Here is a 14763-nt window from a genome sequence, read left to right on the forward strand (position 1 = left end):
TTCTTGGTCGTGTCGTCTACTTGGACGCACGCCCAAGAAATAGTGGCACTATAATGGCGTCATAAATCCAACAGGAGTCGTTTTCATGAGTCAGCCCAAGCTTCTAGATACACCGCTCTACGCACTCCTGCATAAAGACGATATTCGTGGTTTCAATCAGGCACGCCCAGCAGACGGCATTATCGACATGCGCGGCGGCGACTTCCGTGGTCTGGACTTGCGCGACCTGAACGCGGCCGGCGTGGACTTCACCGACGCGTATTTCCGCTCCACCGACTTGCGCGGCCTGGATTTGCGCAACTGCTCCCTGGAAGGCGCCAGCCTCGCCCATGCGCAGATTTCGGGTACCTACTTCCCGCCTGAATTGACCGCCGATGAGATTCTCATGTCGGTCAATTTCGGCACGCGCCTGCGCTACCGCACCAAGTAACACTCAACTCAAGCCCGACTACGCGCAACGCGTAGCGGGCACTTCCCTCCTGCCTGCCGTCAAAATTCCCGCGCCATTCTTATAAGCTTTTGGGCCGCTTCGGACCAAAGAACCACGCTTTTCCTACTGAGCGCTACACTCCTGTTCAGGCTTGCCTGGTTACGATACCCACCGCACCATTCGGCCGTCGCAAGGAGGCTTGATGAACGATGAGCTGCAACACCTGAAAAACCTTGGCAAGACGTCAGCGCAGTGGCTGCATGCGGTGGGCATCCACAGTGCATCCGACTTGCGTCGCCTGGGAGCGGTCGATGCCTATCGAGCCGTAAGGACTCGTGGGTTCCGCGCATCAAAAGTTTTGCTTTATGCGATCGAAGGGGCACTGATGGACGTGCACTGGAACGACATCCCGGTCGAGCGTAAGGAAGCGTTGAACCGCCAGCTGGATGCTATTTCAGCTCGTCAGAAGAACTAGATCGTCCTGCAAGACCCAATGGTTATGCACACTTCAAACGGACGTTTGAGAAAAACAGAAGATCATTCAAAAACAATTGTTGACTCTCAAATGAGAATCGTTATGATTATCACAACTGGTCGCGAGATCAGCCGATAACTGAAAGACCATTGGTTCGGACTCTCAGATTATCTCCTCATCAGGCTAATCACGGTTATTTGACCCGGCTTTTGCCGGGTCTTTTTTTGCCTGTGAAAAAGCACGCCTCAGCGTGCAATGATTAACGGATGTCCACGCTCCGGGTGCGGCTGTACCAATACTTCCAAACTAAATACGGCTTTAATTGGCTCGGGCCGCAGCACCTGCGCAGGTGTATCCAACGCGTGGGGACGCCCCTGCTCCAACAGCAAAATGCGATCACAGTAGCGCGCTGCCAGGTTCAGGTCATGGAGGATCACCAGCACCGCCGCACCACGATCGGCAAAGGTGCGAATCGCTTGCAGGGTCGTGTGTTGATGCAGGGGGTCCAGCATCGATGTCGGCTCATCCAGCAGTAATGTCTGCCCCGCCTCACCCGGCCATAGTTGCGCCAGCACCCGCGCCAAGTGCACACGTTGACGCTCGCCGCCCGAAAGCGCCAAGTAACTGCGACCATTCAGGTGTGCGACATCCGCCGCCTGCAAGGCTGCGTGGATAATTTCATCATCGCGCACACGCCCCGTCTGATGGGGCAAACGGCCCATGCCGACCACCTCTTCGACACGGAACGCGAAGTCCAGGGTCGAGGTTTGTGGCAACACCGCCAGCCGCTGCGCGCGCTGCGGCCCGCTCCAGTCTTTCAACGCCTGCTGACCCAGCCACACCCTGCCCTGATCGGGGTGTAACTCACCGCACAAAGCCCCCAGCAACGTACTCTTGCCTGCGCCGTTAGGGCCCAGCACACCGAGCACTTCCCCCGGCAGCAACTCCAGAGTGACATCCGCCAGCACGACCTTGTGGCCACGCCGGATCTGCAGGTCTTCAACACGCAGCATCAGGCACGCCCCCGCAACAACAGGTAAAGAAAAAATGGCGCACCAATAAATGCAGTCACGATACCAATCGGCAGTTCTGCCGGCGCCAAGGCCAGTCGCGCGACCAAATCGGCAAACAGCAACAAACTCGCGCCCGCCAATATCGAGGCCGGCAACAGCACGCGGTGATCAGGCCCGGCCAGCAACCTGACCAGATGCGGCACCACCAGCCCGACAAAACCGATCATGCCCGCCGCTGCCACCGCAGCGCCTACCCCTAATGCAGTACAGAACACCAACTCGCGCTTGAGCCCTTCAACATCAATGCCCAGGTGACTGGCCTCCGATTCGCCGAGCAACAGCGCATTCAGCGCCTTGGCCCGGCGCGGCAGCCAGAGCGCCACACCGACACTGACCAGCAATAAAGGCCATAACCGCGAATAGCTCGCGCCGTTGAGACTGCCAAGGTTCCAGAACGTCAGGGTACGCAGGGTGGCGTCGTCTGCCAGGTAGGTGAACAGGCCCACCGCCGAGCTTGCCAGCGCAGTAAGGGCGATACCGGCGAGCAGCATCGTAGCCACATTGGTCTGACCGTTACGCCGCCCCAGTCGATAGACCAGCGCGGTCACGCCCAGCCCGCCCAGAAACGCGCATAGCGACAGCAGATAAGGCCCGAAGGCATCCGGTAACCCACCGAAAAACACCCCCCCGACAATGGCGATTGCCGCCCCCAGTGCCGCCCCGCTGGAAACCCCCACCAACCCCGGATCGGCCAAGGGGTTACGAAACAACCCTTGCATGGCCACGCCCGACAATGCCAATACGCCGCCAACCGCCAAACCGAGCAACGTACGCGGCAAACGAATCTGCCCCAGGATCAACTCAGCCTGTTCCAGGCCTTGCGCCTCTATCGGCACGCCCATCAAGCGCAATGCCGCCTTGAGCGTATCCAGCAGCGGCAAGCTCACCGGCCCCAGTGCCAACGAGAGCCAGGTCGCCAACAGACATAACAGCGCCAGGCCGATGAACAGCGTTTTCGGTTTAACCAAAGTGGTCATGGGCCGGGTTTAGCCTGTGACGGATAAAAGCCGGCCGAGAGCTTCACAAGACTTTGCGGCAGACGCGGCCCGAGCCCACCAACCAACAGGGTCGGGTCAAGCTCGAAAACGCGGCCACGCTTGGCCGCCGGCGTCGAAGCCAGGATCGGATTCTCCTTGAACAACGCCGCGCGCGCCGCGTCCCCCGTCAGGGCGCGGTCGGCAAATACCAGCACATCCGGGCTCAACCCCGCCAACGACTCCACCGAAAACGGCTTGTAACCGCTGTGCGTGGCCAGGTTACGCCCGCCGGCCTGCTGCAACACCCAATCGCCCGCCGTGTCCTTACCGGCAATCAGCGGCTTGCCGCCAGCATGACCGATCAGCATCAACACGCCAGGTGCTTTCTGCGAGGCCCGTGCCTTGGCCACCCAGCTTTTCTGCTGATCAAGCGCCTGTTCATATCCGGTAAACAATTCACTGGCCTTAGCCTCATCTCCCAGCAACTTACCCAAGTGCTAAAGATTACCCTTCAAGGTCGGCAAATCCGGCTGCGCCGAGAACATTTCGACCTGGACACCTGCACTGCGAATCTGCGCCAGCACCGGCGGCGGCCCCATCTCTTCAGTACCCACCAGCACCTGTGGGCGAAGGCTGAGAATGCCTTCGGCCGACAATTGCCGCTGATAGCCGATACTGGGCAACGCCTTGAGCGATTCAGGATGCTGGCTGGTGGTGTCCACGCCAACCAACTTCGGCTCACCACCCAACGCCGTGACCCATTCCGACAGCGCCCCACCGGCACTCACCCAGCGTTGTGGCAGTTCAGAGGCTTGCGCCCCAGGGTTGACCAGCAGTCCGACAACAAGCGCAATAGCGCTGGCACTCAGGCGCATAACAGGGTTTCCTTCCAAGGGCAGGGCCTTTCGAGCACCCGTCGATGTGACAGATAACCCCTGCCGGGCATCGAACTGAGCACCCAGTCAGCTAACGGGCGAAGCCGGCATTTGATAATTGTTTGCATTTGAACGTCAAGGCACTTAAGGATTGAAATGAAGTTTCTCTGCCCCTCGGACACGCTCGCGCCCAACAGCAGCCTCGGTTTTACGATTGATGGCACGCCGCTGCTGGCGGTACGCCGGGACGGCATCGCCTACTTCTATATCAACCGCTGCCCACATCGCGGCATCCCACTGGAATGGCGACCCGACCAGTTCCTTGACGACAGCGCCAGCCTGATCCAATGCGCCACCCACGGCGCGCTGTTCCTGATCGAAAGCGGCGAGTGCATTGCCGGCCCATGCGCAGGTAAAAGCCTCAAGGCCCTGCACGGTCGCGAGGACGAGCAAGGCCTGTGGGTGGATCTCTAGTCGAGCAGCACGTCTAACCGACGATCCACGCAAATCTCCTGGGACGTCACGCACACCCCATATGCCAACACTTCCACCCCGGCAGCTTTAGCCTCGCGCAAGGCCGCACCATAGGCGGCATCGATTTCCAGCGCTGGGCGCACAGCGTCAATCCCCGAGAGGTTGACGCAATACAACTGCACCGCCCGCACCCCTTCACGCGCCAGATGCGCCAGCTCCCGCAGGTGCTTGGCGCCACGCTGGGTCACGGCATCGGGGAAGGCGGCAACCCTGGTGCCATCAAACCCCAGCGTGACGCTTTTGACTTCCACATAAGCCGCGCCGTCCGGATATTCCAGGCGAAAGTCGATACGGCTTTTTTCCTGGCCGTAGGGCACTTCACGCTTCAACGCGGTGAAACCGTTGAGTTCCGTGATCACGCCAGCGCGTAAAGCCTCCTCGACCAACTGATTGGCGCGTGCCGTGTTAACGCACGCCAAGCGGCCCTGAGGCGTTTCGGCAATTTCCCAGGTGCCGGGCAACTTGCGCTTGGGATCATTGGAGCGGCTGAACCAGACCTGCCCGCCTTCCACCATGCAGTTGAGCATCGAACCGGTGTTTGGGCAGTGAATAGTCAACAACTCGCCGGTAACGGTTTCGATATCGGTGAGAAAGCGCTTATAGCGGCGAATCAGTCGGCCTTCTTCGAGGGGAGGATGAAAGCGCATCAGCCTTGCCAGCTCCTTAGGCCACGCTGGATTCGTTCCACCGCCTCCTGGAGTCGCTCAAGGTTTTGCGTGTAGGCAAAGCGCACATGATGGCCCGCTTGATAGCGACCAAAATCCAGACCGGGTGTAAATGCGACATGCTCGGTTTCAAGGAAATGACGACAAAACGCGAAGGCATCTCCGCCGAACGCACTGATATCGGCATACAAATAGAACGCCCCTTCCGGCTCTACGGCAATCCCGAAGCCCAACTCGCGCAAGGCAGGCAGCAGGAAGTCGCGACGACGGCCAAATTCGGCACGGCGCTCCTCCAGAATACTCAGGGTTTGCGGGGTAAAGCAGGCGAGCGCCGCATACTGGGCCATGCTGGGCGCGCTGATATAGAGGTTTTGCGCCAGCTTCTCGAGTTCGCCGACCGCAGCGGGCGGCGCGACCAGCCAACCCAAGCGCCAGCCGGTCATGCCGAAATACTTCGAAAAACTATTCAGGACGAAGGCCTCATCGTCGACCTCCAGCACGCTGGCGGCGTCAGTGCCGTAGGTCAGGCCGTGATAGATCTCGTCCACCACCAGATGGCCGTTACGCACCTTGATTGCATCGGAAAGCCCGGCTAATTCATCGCGCGTAAGGATCGTGCCGGTGGGATTCGCCGGGGAGGCAACCAATGCGCCCACGCTGTCCTGATCCCAGTGTTTGGCCACCAGGTCAGCGGTCAGTTGATAACGCACCTCAGGGCCTACCGGCACCAGTTGCGCGGCGCCTTCCACCAGTCGCAGGAAGTGCCGGTTACACGGGTAACCTGGGTCTGCCAGCAGCCAATGCTTGCCTGGATCCACCAGCAGGCTGCTGGCCAACAACAAGGCGCCAGAGCCACCAGGCGTTATCAGAATACGCTCGGGGTCCACGTTCAAACCGTAGCGCTGCTGGTAGAAACCACTGATGGCTTCACGCAATTCCGGCAGGCCACGGGCCGCGGTATAACGGGTCTTGCCATTGGCCAACGCCGCCTGGCCGGCCTGGATGATCGGCTCGGCGGTGGTGAAATCAGGCTCGCCGATCTCCAGGTGGATCACATCATGGCCTGATGCTTGCAGCTCATTGGCTCGCGCCAGCAACGCCATGACATGAAAAGGTTCGATGGCGCGACTGCGCGCACTGTAGGGCTGAGCCATTAGCCTTCCTTAACGGTGAGGACAAAATCAGGATTCTACCGAACCCTCGCGGTAAAACATGCTCTATTGCCTGCCTGGCCGTCCAAGATGAACCCGGCAAGCGCTTGCAAAACGACTAAAATCAACATTCGAGACGATGCATACCCAGCCACAGCGGGCTACTGCAGTTTGCAACCCCTGCGTGACGGGCCTCGACAACCGGGAGTGGCGCGCCCTGAATCTATCTGGTAAGTTCGCCCGCTTGCAGCCGCAGGGCCGGCAGGTGTCGGTGACGTTGCAATCCTGCGCAATGGATTAGAAGAGTGAGAGGCGGTCTATTCATGTCCACCCAAGCAAAGCAACAGAGCATCAGCGGCTTCCAACCCTACGTTGAATCGAAGGGTGAGGAATACATGGGCAAGCCCATGCGCGAGCACTTCTCCAAAATCCTGAAGCAGTGGAAGCAGGACTTGATGCAGGAAGTCGACCGCACGGTTGACCATATGAAGGATGAAGCCGCCAACTTCCCTGACCCGGCAGACCGTGCCAGCCAGGAAGAGGAATTCGCCCTCGAACTGCGCGCCCGTGATCGCGAGCGCAAACTGATCAAGAAAATCGACAAGACGCTGCAACTGATCGAAGACGAAGAATACGGCTGGTGCGAATCCTGCGGTGTCGAGATTGGCATCCGTCGCCTGGAAGCCCGCCCAACCGCGGACCTCTGCGTAGACTGCAAGACCTTGGCTGAAATCAAGGAAAAACAGGTCGGCAAGTAATCCTGCCGAGCTGAACGAATGGGGCGTGCAAACGCCCCATTTTTGTTTCTGGGATTTACCGATTTTCCAGTAGTATCCGGCCCATGACTGCCTCTACCTATATCGGACGTTTCGCCCCAACGCCCAGCGGCCATCTGCACTTCGGTTCCCTGGTCGCCGCCCTCGCCTCCTACCTCGACGCCCGCGCCAACCATGGCCGCTGGCTGATGCGCATGGAAGACCTTGACCCTCCCCGCGAAGAGCCCGGCGCCCAGGCGGCAATCCTGCATGCCCTGGAGAGCTACGGTTTTGAGTGGGATGGCGAACTGGTCCGACAAAGCGAGCGGCATGACGCCTACGCCAAAGTACTGAACGATATGTTCAACCACGGCCTGGCCTACGCCTGCACCTGTTCACGTAAACAACTGGAGCCCTACGACGGGATTTACCCAGGCCTGTGCCGCAATGCTGGCCACGACCAGCAGGACGCCGCCATCCGCCTGCGTGTCCCCGAGTTGGAGTACCACTTTACTGACCGTGTACAAGGAGAATTCCGGCAACACCTGGGCCGTGATGTCGGCGACTTCGTCATCCGTCGCCGCGATGGCCTTTACGCCTACCAACTGGCCGTGGTGCTCGACGATGCCTGGCAAGGGGTTACCGATATCGTGCGCGGCGCCGACCTGCTCGACTCCACGCCACGCCAGCTGTACCTGCAGGAATTGCTGGGCCTGCGCCAACCGCGCTACCTGCACGTACCGTTGATCGTCCAGCCGGACGGTAACAAGCTGGGCAAATCCTATCGCTCCCCGCCGCTGAATCCCGACCAGGCCACGCCGTTGCTATTGAGAGCCCTGCGCGCCCTTGGCCAGCAGCCTGGCGACGAACTGCTTCATGCCAGCCCACGGGAGTTGCTGGATTGGGGCATTGTGCACTGGGATGCCAGCAAGATCCCGCGCACACTGACGCTGGCCGAAGCGCAATTAAGCTGAAGGCGCTTGCAGCCTGCCAGCCATCCGTTACCATCGCGTAGGAGCGAGCTTGCTCGCGAAAAACTCCCAGGCAACACGTTTATCCAGGATGTACGCGTTTAGGTTAGCGCCCTTCGCGAGCAAGCTCGCTCCTACAGAAAACCGTTGCATTACCGCACTCTCAATCAAAGGCCAACATGTACATCTATCGATTGGTCCTGCTGCTGGTCGTCGGGATCTACCTGTTTTCCCCCGCCATCATGGATTGGTGGATCGACGCCACGGGCGCCTGGTATCGCCCCTATTTGCTGTGGCTGATCCTGATCGTCGTGACCTTCATCCTGCAGAGCCAAAAAGATGCCGATGAGCTTTAGCCTCACCCAGATGCTGCTGATCAGCGCTGCCTACCTGGCTGCACTGTTCGGCGTTGCCTGGATCAGTGAGCGCGGAATGATTCCGCGGGCGATCATTCGCCATCCGTTGACCTACACCTTGTCCTTGGGCGTCTACGCCAGTGCCTGGGCGTTTTATGGCACGGTGGGCCTGGCCTACCAGTATGGTTATGGCTTCCTCTCCAGCTACCTTGGCGTGTCCGGCGCCTTTCTGCTGGCGCCGGTATTGCTGTATCCGATCCTGAAAATCACCCGCACCTACCAACTGTCGTCCCTGGCCGACCTGTTTGCCTTTCGCTTTCGCAGCACCTGGGCCGGCGCACTGACCACCATTTTCATGCTGATCGGCGTGCTGCCCCTGCTGGCCCTGCAAATCCAGGCAGTGGCCGACTCCATCAGCATCCTGACCCGCGAGCCCGTGCAACACCGCGTCGCCCTGGCCTTCTGCGCGCTGATCTCACTGTTCACGATCTTCTTCGGGTCACGCCATATCGCCACCCGCGAGAAACACGAAGGGCTGGTATTTGCGATAGCGTTCGAGTCGGTGATCAAGCTGATCGCCATCGGCGGCGTTGGCCTCTACGCGCTCTATGGCGTGTTCGACGGCCCGCAACAGCTGGAACTGTGGCTGCTGCAAAACCAGACCGCCCTCGCCGCCCTGCACACCCCGTTGCAGGAAGGCCCATGGCGCACGCTGTTGCTGGTGTTCTTCGCCTCGGCGATCGTAATGCCGCACATGTACCACATGACCTTCACCGAGAACCTCAACCCGCGCTCGCTGGTCAGCGCCAGTTGGGGCTTGCCGCTGTTCCTGCTGCTGATGAGCCTCGCGGTGCCGCTGATCCTGTGGGCCGGCCTGAAACTGGGAGCTACCACCAATCCCGAGTATTTCACCCTGGGTATCGGTATCGCCGCCAATAGCCCAGCGTTGGCGCTGCTGGCTTACGTCGGCGGCTTATCTGCTGCCAGCGGGCTGATTATCGTCACGACGCTGGCCCTTTCGGGCATGGCCCTCAATCACCTGGTGCTACCGCTGTACCAGCCGCCCGCCGAAGGCAATATCTACCGCTGGCTGAAATGGACGCGACGCGCATTGATCGTCGCGATCATCACGGCCGGCTACGGGTTCTACCTGCTGCTCGGCGCCGGGCAAGACCTGGCCAACCTGGGCATCGTCGCCTTTGTCGCCACCTTGCAATTCCTGCCGGGAGTGTTGTCGGTGCTGTACTGGCCGACCGCCAATCGCCGTGGGTTTATCGCCGGGCTGCTGGCCGGGATCCTGGTATGGATCGTCACGATGCTGCTGCCGTTGGTCGGCAACCTGCAGGGTTTCTATATTCCGCTGCTGAACATGATCTACGTGCTGGACGACACCAGTTGGCACATGGCCGCGATTGCCTCGCTCGCCGCCAACGTACTGATGTTCACCCTGATCTCACTGTTCACCAATGCCAGCGCAGAAGAGACCAGCGCCGCCGAGGCGTGCGCGGTGGATAACGTGCGTCGACCGCAACGCCGCGAACTGCACGCGGCCTCGCCCCAGGAATTCGCCACACAGCTGGCCAAACCCCTCGGCGCCAAGGCGGCTCAGAAGGAAGTCGAGCAGGCGCTGCGCGATCTATACCTGCCCTTCGACGAGCGCCGCCCGTATGCGCTGCGTCGCCTGCGCGACCGCATCGAGGCCAACCTGTCCGGCCTGATGGGCCCCAGTGTGTCCCAGGACATGGTGGAAACCTTTCTGCCCTACAAGGCCGGCGGCGAAAACTACGTCACCGAGGACATCCATTTCATCGAAAGCCGGCTGGAGGATTACCACTCACGCCTCACCGGCCTGGCGGCCGAACTCGACGCCTTGCGCCGTTACCATCGCCAGACCCTGCAGGAACTGCCGATGGGCGTGTGTTCCCTGGCCAAGGATCAGGAAATCCTGATGTGGAACAAGGCCATGGAAGAACTCACCGGCATCGCCGCGCAACGGGTGGTGGGCTCGCGCCTGAATACCCTGGGCGATCCGTGGAAAGAACTGCTCCAGGGTTTTATCAATTTGCCCGACGAGCATTTGCACAAGCAACACCTGGCCCTCGACGGCCAGACGCGCTGGCTCAACCTGCACAAAGCCGCGATCGATGAACCGCTGGCACCCGGTAACAGCGGCCTGGTGCTGCTGGTCGAAGACCTGACTGAAACCCAGATGCTCGAAGACAAGCTGGTGCACTCCGAGCGCCTGGCCAGCATTGGTCGCTTGGCAGCGGGCGTGGCCCACGAAATCGGCAACCCGATCACCGGTATCGCGTGCCTTGCGCAGAACCTGCGGGAAGAGCGGGAGGAGGACGGCGAAATCATCGAAATCAGCGGGCAGATCCTCGAACAGACCAAGCGCGTCTCGCGCATCGTGCAGTCGCTGATGAGCTTTGCCCACGCCGGCGGCCATCAGAATCTGGATGAGGCCGTGTGCCTGGCCGAAGTGGCCCAGGATGCCATTGGGCTGCTCGCCTTGAACCGGCGCAATTTCGAAGTACAGTTCTTCAACTTGTGCGACCCCGACCATTGGGTCGACGGCGACTCACAACGCCTGGCCCAAGTGCTGATCAACCTGCTGTCCAACGCCCGCGATGCAACCCCGGCCGGTGGCGCAGTACGCGTCAAGACCGAGGCTTTCGAGCATACCGTCGATCTGATCGTCGAAGATGAAGGCAGCGGCATCCCACAGAACATCATGGACCGATTGTTCGAACCCTTCTTCACCACCAAGGACCCAGGTGAAGGCACCGGTCTGGGCCTTGCACTGGTCTATTCCATCGTTGAAGAGCATTATGGACAAATCACCATCGACAGCCCGGCTGACACCGAAAGCCAACGCGGCACCCGTATTCGGGTGACCCTGCCGCGTCATGTCGAAGCGACGTCCGCTGTGAACTGAGACCGTCGAGAGAATTGAATCAATGCCGCACATTTTGATCGTCGAAGACGAAACCATTATCCGCTCTGCCTTGCGTCGCCTGCTTGAACGTAATCAGTACCAGGTCAGCGAAGCCGGCTCGGTGCAGGAAGCACAAGAGCGTTTCAGCATCCCCACGTTCGACCTGATTGTCAGCGACCTGCGCCTGCCTGGCGCGCCGGGCACCGAGTTGATCAAGCTTGGCCAGGGCACTCCGGTGCTGATCATGACCAGCTACGCCAGCCTGCGCTCGGCGGTGGACTCCATGAAGATGGGCGCGGTGGACTACATCGCCAAGCCTTTCGACCACGATGAAATGCTCCAGGCCGTGGCCCGCATCCTGCGTGATCGCCAGTCAGCCATCAGCGTGCAGGCCGAACAACGTCCCGCCGGCAAAGCGACCAACGGCGCCGACAAACCGGGTGTCGACAATAGTAACGGCGAGATCGGCATCATCGGCTCCTGCCCGCCAATGCAGGATTTGTACAGCAAGATCCGTAAAGTCGCGCCGACCGACTCCAATGTATTGATCCAGGGCGAGTCAGGCACCGGTAAAGAACTGGTGGCCCGCGCCCTGCACAATTTGTCCAAGCGCGCCAAGGCACCGATGATTTCGGTGAACTGCGCAGCGATCCCCGAATCCCTGATTGAGTCCGAATTGTTCGGCCACGAGAAAGGCGCGTTTACCGGCGCCAGTGCCGGGCGGGCGGGCCTGGTGGAAGCGGCGGACGGCGGTACGCTGTTTCTTGATGAGATCGGCGAACTCCCACTGGAAGCACAGGCACGATTGCTGCGCGTGCTCCAGGAAGGCGAAATTCGCCGCGTGGGTTCAGTCCAATCGCAGAAGGTCGACGTGCGCTTGATCGCGGCAACCCACCGCGACCTCAAGAGCCTGGCCAAGATCGGCCAGTTCCGTGAAGACTTGTATTACCGTCTGCACGTAATTGCCCTCAAGCTGCCGGCCCTGCGTGAGCGCGGCGCCGACGTGAATGAGATCGCCAACGCATTCCTGCTGCGCCAGAGTGCACGTATCAACCGTACCGACCTGACGTTCGCGCCCGACGCCGAGCAGGCGATTCGGCATTACTCGTGGCCGGGTAACGTGCGAGAACTGGAGAATGCGGTCGAACGTGCGGTGATCCTGTCGGAGAGCCCGGAAATTTCTGCCGAACTGCTGGGTATCGATATCGAACTCAGCGACTTGGAGGATGACGACTTCATCGGCCTGGCCCCGACACCGGGCGGCGGTAGCAATACCAGCCATGAGCCGACGGAAGATTTGTCACTGGAAGACTACTTCCAGCATTTCGTCCTTGAGCATCAGGACCACATGACCGAGACCGAGCTGGCCCGCAAGCTGGGCGTGAGCCGTAAGTGCCTGTGGGAACGCCGCCAGCGCCTGGGCATTCCACGGCGCAAGACCGGGGTTGCCAGCGAAAGCTGAGGGCGGGCCCCCAAGAGGTAACACCCTCAGATGTGAAAAAACTGTTACCGCGGATATTTCGCGTAACAAAAGCCGGGGCTTACGGTAACGAAGCCCCGGCTTTTTTTCGCCCGTCAAAAACCCAAAACCACCTCAAACCCCCGGTTTTACTGGGCGGAGCAAAAGTTGGCACGCACCCTGCTATATGCTTAGTACAAAAACAATAACAAGCTTTGTACAAGACAATAAAAATAAAACGAATCGACTCACGCATAACAAAAACAACACGGCGGAGGCGCAGCTAACTGATTCTTTTGGAGAGGCGTTGCATTTGGGGCTTGCCCCGCAACCAGGCCGAGAACAACAAAAACTGCCCTAAGGCAGAGCCTGAACTGGTTGGATCGTAGATCAGCAACACAGCGACCAAAGCAATCCGTTTGCTCTTAACTCCCGATTGGGAGTGTCATGAAGGTGAAGCTTCATGGCGAGGGCGATCAACAAAAACAAGAAGCCCGAAACCAATAATAAAAATAGAGCATGCAACTACTTCTGGGGGAGCTTCGGCTCCCCTTGTAGTTTCCAGGATTTGACGATTTAAGGCTTATGGTGCAACGCCGAAGCTTGTTCCTACACCATCCCCTGACTAAATGCTAGAATCCCCGCCCATCATGCGGTCATTCTTCGTTATGGCCGAACATTCCTTCAAACAGTGCATCCCATGCTGAAGAAGTTGTTCCAGTCATTCCGTTCTCCCTTGCGTCGTACGCAACACAAACGCAGCACGCCTGAAGTGCTCAACGGCAGCCAGCATTCGTTGCAGCGCGCTCAATTCAGCCGTTATGCGGTGAATATCGTCGAACGGTTGCAGAACGCCGGTTACCAGGCCTACCTGGTAGGTGGTTGTGTACGCGACATGCTGCTCAATATCACGCCCAAGGATTTCGACGTCGCCACCAGCGCCACGCCTGAGCAAGTGCGTGCCGAGTTTCGCAATGCGCGAATCATCGGCCGCCGCTTCAAGCTGGTGCACATCCACTTTGGTCGCGAAATCATCGAGGTCGCGACCTTCCGTGCCGGCCATCCGCAAAACGATGAAGAGGAAGACACCAATCAGTCTTCCCGCAACGAGAGCGGGCGCATCCTGCGCGACAACGTCTACGGCACCCTGGAAGAGGACGCGCAGCGCCGCGACTTCACCATTAATGCCCTCTATTACGATCCGGTCAGCGAACGCATCCTCGATTACGCCAATGGCGTACACGACATCCGCAATAACCTGATCCGCCTGATCGGCGACCCGACGCAGCGCTATCAGGAAGATCCGGTGCGCATGCTGCGAGCCGTGCGCTTCGCCGCCAAGCTCAACTTCGGTATCGAGAAACACACCGCCGCACCGATACGCGAGCTGGCACCGATGCTGCGGGAAATCCCATCCGCGCGTCTGTTCGAAGAAGTGCTCAAGCTGTTCCTCTCGGGCTACGCCGCCGACACGTTCGAAATGCTGGTCGACCTGCAGTTGTTCGACCCACTGTTCCCGGCCAGTGCCGAAGCACTGGAACACAACCCAACCTATACCCACACGTTGATCAGCGAAGCGCTGATCAACACCGACCTGCGCATCAAGCAGAACAAACCGGTAACACCGGCCTTCCTGTTTGCCGCCCTGTTGTGGCCGGCCCTGCCCAAACGCGTACTGCGCCTGCAGGACCGTGGCATGCCGCCTATCCCGGCCATGCAGGAAGCCGCTCACGAGCTGATCGCCGAACAGTGCCAGCGCATCGCTATCCCGAAACGTTTCACCCTGCCGATCCGCGAGATCTGGGACATGCAGGAACGCCTGCCCCGCCGCAGCGGCAAGCGCGCCGACCTGCTGCTGGACAACCCACGCTTCCGCGCCGGTTACGACTTCCTGCTGCTGCGCGAAAGCGCCGGTGAGCAGACCGACGGCCTGGGCGAATGGTGGACCGACTATCAGGATGCCAATGACAGCCAACGCCGCGACATGATTCGCGACCTCGGCAGCAAGGGTGACGGCGAAGGGGCTGGTCCGAAAAAGCGTCGTCGCAGCGGCACCAAGCGCAAACGCAGTGCGGCGGATGCCTCTGGCGCTGCGGGCGAATAA

13 protein-coding genes and 1 pseudogene are annotated in these 14763 nt (G+C 59.9%); 9 read left to right on the plus strand and 5 right to left on the minus strand.

Translation table 11 applies throughout. The features are described 5' to 3' along the window. The first annotated feature begins 85 nt into the window (after positions 1-85). Positions 86-430, plus strand: a complete 345-nt coding sequence (locus ACHPFG_RS26805; RefSeq protein WP_131699425.1) for a pentapeptide repeat-containing protein — start codon at positions 86-88, stop codon at positions 428-430. Between the two features lie 202 nt (positions 431-632). Beyond that, on the plus strand, positions 633-905 hold the full coding sequence (locus tag ACHPFG_RS26810; protein WP_105698742.1) for a TfoX/Sxy family protein: 273 nt from the start codon (positions 633-635) through the stop codon (positions 903-905). Between the two features lie 245 nt (positions 906-1150). Here ACHPFG_RS26810 and ACHPFG_RS26815 read toward each other — a convergent pair whose 3' ends face one another. From ACHPFG_RS26815 to ACHPFG_RS26825, 3 genes and pseudogenes are all read right to left on the minus strand, one after another. Next, a complete protein-coding gene (locus ACHPFG_RS26815) occupies positions 1151-1918 on the minus strand; it encodes a heme ABC transporter ATP-binding protein (protein WP_431700893.1) in 768 nt (255 codons plus the stop codon). Then, on the minus strand, positions 1918-2901 hold the full coding sequence (locus tag ACHPFG_RS26820) for a FecCD family ABC transporter permease (RefSeq protein ID WP_431703527.1): 984 nt from the start codon (positions 2899-2901) through the stop codon (positions 1918-1920). The genes ACHPFG_RS26815 and ACHPFG_RS26820 overlap by 1 nt, the downstream gene beginning before the upstream one ends. A gap of 50 nt (positions 2902-2951) precedes the next feature. Then, a pseudogene (locus ACHPFG_RS26825) lies at positions 2952-3830 on the minus strand (heme/hemin ABC transporter substrate-binding protein). Between the two features lie 156 nt (positions 3831-3986). Here ACHPFG_RS26825 and ACHPFG_RS26830 point away from each other — a divergent pair. After that, on the plus strand, positions 3987-4304 hold the full coding sequence (locus tag ACHPFG_RS26830; protein WP_431700895.1) for a Rieske (2Fe-2S) protein: 318 nt from the start codon (positions 3987-3989) through the stop codon (positions 4302-4304). Here the strand turns inward: ACHPFG_RS26830 and sfsA are convergent. Next, a complete protein-coding gene (gene sfsA / locus ACHPFG_RS26835; protein ID WP_339451511.1) occupies positions 4301-5011 on the minus strand; it encodes a DNA/RNA nuclease SfsA in 711 nt (236 codons plus the stop codon). The genes ACHPFG_RS26830 and sfsA overlap by 4 nt on opposite strands. Continuing rightward, positions 5011-6183: a pyridoxal phosphate-dependent aminotransferase gene (locus ACHPFG_RS26840; RefSeq protein WP_131699419.1), complete on the minus strand. Its 1173-nt coding sequence runs from the start codon at positions 6181-6183 to the stop codon at positions 5011-5013. The genes sfsA and ACHPFG_RS26840 overlap by 1 nt, the downstream gene beginning before the upstream one ends. 320 nt (positions 6184-6503) lie before the next feature. Between ACHPFG_RS26840 and dksA the strand changes: the two genes are divergently transcribed. The 6 genes from dksA (at position 6504) to ACHPFG_RS26870 (ending at position 14763) form a co-directional block, all read left to right on the plus strand. Continuing rightward, a complete protein-coding gene (dksA, locus tag ACHPFG_RS26845) occupies positions 6504-6938 on the plus strand; it encodes an RNA polymerase-binding protein DksA (RefSeq protein ID WP_005791430.1) in 435 nt (144 codons plus the stop codon). Positions 6939-7021: 83 nt separating this feature from the next. Continuing rightward, the gene (gene gluQRS, locus ACHPFG_RS26850; protein ID WP_431700897.1) at positions 7022-7909 is read left to right on the plus strand and encodes a tRNA glutamyl-Q(34) synthetase GluQRS; all 888 of its coding nucleotides are present in this window, start codon (positions 7022-7024) and stop codon (positions 7907-7909) included. 176 nt (positions 7910-8085) lie between these two features. Beyond that, a complete protein-coding gene (locus ACHPFG_RS26855; RefSeq protein ID WP_003176118.1) occupies positions 8086-8262 on the plus strand; it encodes a hypothetical protein in 177 nt (58 codons plus the stop codon). Next, the gene (locus ACHPFG_RS26860; RefSeq protein ID WP_167656473.1) at positions 8246-11200 is read left to right on the plus strand and encodes a sensor histidine kinase; all 2955 of its coding nucleotides are present in this window, start codon (positions 8246-8248) and stop codon (positions 11198-11200) included. The genes ACHPFG_RS26855 and ACHPFG_RS26860 overlap by 17 nt, the downstream gene beginning before the upstream one ends. A gap of 22 nt (positions 11201-11222) precedes the next feature. Continuing rightward, positions 11223-12662: a sigma-54-dependent transcriptional regulator gene (locus ACHPFG_RS26865; RefSeq protein WP_131699416.1), complete on the plus strand. Its 1440-nt coding sequence runs from the start codon at positions 11223-11225 to the stop codon at positions 12660-12662. A gap of 697 nt (positions 12663-13359) precedes the next feature. Next, positions 13360-14763: a polynucleotide adenylyltransferase PcnB gene (locus ACHPFG_RS26870; protein WP_431700898.1), complete on the plus strand. Its 1404-nt coding sequence runs from the start codon at positions 13360-13362 to the stop codon at positions 14761-14763.

Source organism: Pseudomonas sp. BR20, assembly GCF_050780135.1.
Taxonomy (GTDB): Bacteria; Pseudomonadota; Gammaproteobacteria; order Pseudomonadales; family Pseudomonadaceae; genus Aquipseudomonas.